The sequence below is a fragment of the Stenotrophomonas sp. 05L414_2 genome (genome assembly GCF_056397905.1).
Map to the genome: position 1 here is coordinate 1 of NZ_JBFTOJ010000253.1, position 3902 is coordinate 3902.

General features: G+C 64.3%; 4 protein-coding genes. 3 read left to right on the plus strand and 1 reads right to left on the minus strand.

Annotated elements, in window-relative coordinates:
• Window positions 1–216 (plus strand): autotransporter outer membrane beta-barrel domain-containing protein (locus tag AC1DJN_RS21040; RefSeq protein ID WP_478040086.1); only part of this gene is annotated, 216 nt, incomplete at its 5' end.
• Window positions 217–347: 131 nt separating this feature from the next.
• On the opposite strand, the gene AC1DJN_RS21045 is transcribed toward AC1DJN_RS21040, so the two are convergent.
• Entirely contained in the window at window positions 348–590 is a 243-nt protein-coding gene (locus AC1DJN_RS21045; protein WP_442251766.1) for a hypothetical protein, read from the minus strand.
• 171 nt (window positions 591–761) lie between these two features.
• Between AC1DJN_RS21045 and AC1DJN_RS21050 the strand changes: the two genes are divergently transcribed.
• Together AC1DJN_RS21050 and AC1DJN_RS21055 are read left to right on the plus strand one after the other, a co-directional pair.
• Window positions 762–2735 (plus strand): autotransporter family protein, encoded by a 1974-nt coding sequence (locus AC1DJN_RS21050; protein ID WP_478040089.1) that lies wholly within the window; start codon window positions 762–764, stop codon window positions 2733–2735.
• A gap of 459 nt (window positions 2736–3194) precedes the next feature.
• Window positions 3195–3605, plus strand: a complete 411-nt coding sequence (locus AC1DJN_RS21055) for a hypothetical protein (RefSeq protein WP_442251764.1) — start codon at window positions 3195–3197, stop codon at window positions 3603–3605.
• Window positions 3606–3902: the final 297 nt, after the last annotated feature.

A 3902-nucleotide genomic window follows, 5' to 3' on the forward strand; every position in this document is an offset into this window, starting at 1 on the left:
GTGGCGAACTGGTACCGCGATGGCGCCAGCAACGGCATGGCGTTTGACGAGGAAGCACTGAACGCCAGCGTGCCGCGCAATCGCTACGAATTGAATGCAGGTGCGCGGGTTGACTTCCGCACCGGGCTGAGTGCGTCGGGTGGGTTTGGCGTGATGCGCGGTGACCACGGCTACCGCGAAGCGACGGCTAACGTCAGCGTGGCCTACCGCTGGTAGTGCATCACCGCAGCGGAGATGCCTTGCCAACGCACTCGGCATCTTCGCTGTGCATTCCCCTTCTCTCCCCAGTCACCCATGCCATGAAATCAGATACAACCTCCCCACGCGGGCGGGCGCTACGTCCGCACTCAGCGCTTCCTGGATACTGCCTGCTGACCGCACTTGCCGTGTGCGTCGATACTGCCGCAGCAAGGGAACTGATCGGCGAATCCGCAGAGGTACTGCCGGGCCATCCGATCGAATCCTGGCGCTTGCGAGCGGACTCCCAGCTGCAGGTCAATGGTGCCGAAACGGTTGAACTCGAGGCCTTCGATGAATCCTCCCTTGTCCTGACGGATGCCACAGTGCGCTTTGATGGCTCGAGGACGCATGGCGCTATCCAGCTGGCCGACAGATCGACACTCACTGCCTACCGTTCTTCAATCCTGGGCCAAGGCTTGATAGTGAAGGACGCGGCGTCGGCCCGATTGTCCGGCAGCAGTGTGCAGGTCACGCGCGCTGCAGGCTTGGCTGGCTACGAATACTTCACCATCGGGATCGAGATGGAACCCAGCGCCGGTGCGCCATCGAGCGCAGACGTTGAACTCGATGCGACGTACGTGCGTGTAGAGCAGCCCGACTATCCGCAACGGGGCAATACCGGGGTCGGCATACGCCAGGCGCATGGCAGGGTGATGGTGCGCAATGGCTCGCGCATCGTTGCAGATGACATCGGCGTTATTCTGTACAGCTATCGCGATGATCCGCACATCAGCCTTGTCATCGATGATTCGACCGTCATCGGTGGCAGCGGAGCAGCCATCCATGTCGCCACGATCGAGCGGGCACCTGTCTTCGACATCACCGTATCCAACGGTGCGCAGCTTCACGGCGGCGATGGTCACCTGCTGCGTGTCGGCTCATTTATTCCTGGCTACAGTGGCGCCTCCATCGTGCGCTTTACCGTTGACGGTTCGCGCCTTGCTGGCCACGTCGCCAGCGACGATGCCAGCGCACGCCGGGGCAGCTTGCACGTGGCCCTGCGTAACAGGGCGCAGATCGATGGGCGCTTCATCAACGTCACCAGCGCCAACATCGCCAGCGACAGCACCTGGCTGATGACCGGCGACAGCGACGTTGGCCACCTCACCCTGGGCAATACCGGCACTGTGGCGCTGGGCAACGGCAGCACCTTCAATACCCTTGCCGTCGATACCTTCGATGGTGCGGGCGGCACGCTGCTGTTCAACACCCACCTGGGCGACGACAGTTCGGCCACCGACATGCTGGTGATCAACGGTGACGCCAATGGCCAAGCCAACGTGCAGGTGCTCAATGCCGGCGGCGCCGGTGCGAAGACCGACAAGGGCATCGAGCTGATCCGTGTAGGCGGTGCCTCCAATGCGCAGTTCGATCTGCGGGGCCGCGCGGTGAGCGGGCAGTACGAGTACTTCCTGTTCAAGGATGCCAGCGACGGCGGCTGGTACCTGCGCTCGGAGATTCCCGCAGGTCCGGACCCGTGCGACACAGATCCCACGCTGCCGGAATGTGCGGCGGTTGATCCGGTTGACCCAGTGGATCCCGTTGATCCGATCGATCCCGTTGATCCGATCAACCCGGGCCCGCTGCTGCGCCCGGAAGCAGGCGCCTATCTGGCCAACCAATTCGCCATGGACCAGCTTCTGCGCCACGGCTTGCGCGATCGCCACGGCGGCAGCACCGCCACTGACGGCGTGCGCGGCTGGGCCCGGGTGGACGCCACGCAGAGCAAGCTGTCGGCCGTGGAAGACCAGCTGGACCTGCGCGTGGACCGCTCGCGCCTGCAGCTGGGTGCGGACGTGGGCGTTTTCGACAATGGTCGTGGCCGTGTGGGCGTGATGGGTACCATTGCGCAGTCCAGCGCCACCTCGCGCTCGGATGTGACCGGCTACAGAGCACGTGGCAAGTTGGAAGGCGGCGCGCTGGGCGTGTATGGCAACTGGAGCACCGATGCGCTGTATGTGGATGCCAGCGTGCAGCGCGGCCAGTTCCGCAACCGCGTGCAGGGCGACGGCCTGGCCGAAGAGCGTTACGACTCGGATATCTGGCAGTCATCCGTGGAAGCCGGTTACCGCTTCGGCATTGGCCAGATCGGCACTACCACGCTGAGCCTGCAGCCGGAACTGCAGCTGGTCTACACCGATGCAAAGACTGACGTGCATACCGAAACCAACGGCACCGTGGTGCGCGCAGCGGGCAACAGCGGCCTGTCCGGTCGTGCTGGCCTGCGCCTGCAGGGTGACGGCCACCCGGCGGCGGGTGCCTCGGTCAGCCCGTATCTGGCGGCCAACTGGTACCGCGATGGCGCCGGCAATGGCATCGCCTTCGACGATGAAGTGCTGAAGGCCGGCATCCCGCGCAACCGCTATGAACTGAGCGCGGGTGCGCGCGTGGAATTCCGTTCCGGCTTCAGTGCCTGGGGCGGGTTCGGGGTGATGCGTGGTGACAGTGGCTACCGCGAAGCGACGGCGAACCTGAGCGTTGCCTACAAGTGGTGATGTAAACACGAACGGCGCCGGTTAGATCCGGCGCTGTTCTGCTCTCCGTAGCGCCGAGCATGCACTCGGCTCCACAACAAATGTCGCAACTGGCACGCGCAGGCGTGCTCGGCTTCGCGCAGCGCGTTCGATATGCGTCTGCAACATTTTCGAAATTGAAACTTTTCTGATTGGTATAGCAGCACCTGCGTGCACATCATGGCGCGCCACCGACAACGGGTGGCACGGGCTTGCAATCCCGTTAGGTTGATGTGTTGTTTACGCTTGCCTGTCGGCGTCGCGCTTTCCTTGTTGGGCGGCGTCGGCAGGCAATCCGTCCGCGCCCTATGGCGGGCGGTGCGTGGGGGTCTCGTACCCGCCGGCGTTTCTACATCAACCTCCGGTATTGCAACCACGCACCGTCCGCCGCCCTCGCCCAGCGCGAGGGCGGCCCCTTGCTCCGCACTCAAGGACGCCGCCATGACTTCTTCGCTCTATCCCTATCTGTTCGCCACACTGGGCGACGCCGTCGAACGCTTGCCGGACGATCTGGCCAAAGCACTGGAAACCACATTGGGCAGCACAATGCGCGCCCACGCCGACGAAGGCATCACCCTGCTCGGCTGCCTGCAGCGCATCCGCCACGTGGACGCTGCAGGCGGCCAACCGTGGCCGGACAAGGGACGCAAACAGTGCTTTGGTTTCGCGATGGCACGCATCGACCGCGCCAATGCCGGGCTGACCTTGCTGCTGGAACTGCTGCACGCCATCGAACGCGTGCGCGTGGACGGCGATGCCGACCAGCAGGTGGGCGATGACGTGCGCGAAGGGCTGCTATTGGCCTGCCGTGGGCTGGCCGAGTATGTGGATGTGCAGTTGCGGGTGGCGTAAGCAGGGCTGCTGCACGCGCCGGCCCTGCCCTTGGTAGCTGCCAACCTTGGTTGGCATGGCCGCAAGGCCATATGCAGGACGAGACGGCGTGCCAACCAAGGTTGGCACCTACCGGAGCAACACGGTAGCGCCGGGCCATGCCCGGCGTTCTGGTAGGCGTCGACCTTGGTCGACGCAGCATTGGCGCGCAACCCTGACACATCCGTACCAACCAAGGTTGGCAGCCACCAGGACAACACGGTAGCGCCGGGCCATGCCCGGCGTTCTGGTAGGCGTCGACCTTGGTCGACACAGCGT

Excerpts from the sequence above, each read along its gene's own strand:
- AC1DJN_RS21045 (WP_442251766.1), bottom strand. The coding sequence starts at position 590 with ATGCGTCCTCGAGCCATCAAAGCGCACTGTGGCATCCGTCAGGACAAG.
- AC1DJN_RS21050 (WP_478040089.1), top strand. The coding sequence starts at position 762 with ATGGAACCCAGCGCCGGTGCGCCATCGAGCGCAGACGTTGAACTCGAT.
- AC1DJN_RS21055 (WP_442251764.1), top strand. The coding sequence starts at position 3,195 with ATGACTTCTTCGCTCTATCCCTATCTGTTCGCCACACTGGGCGACGCC.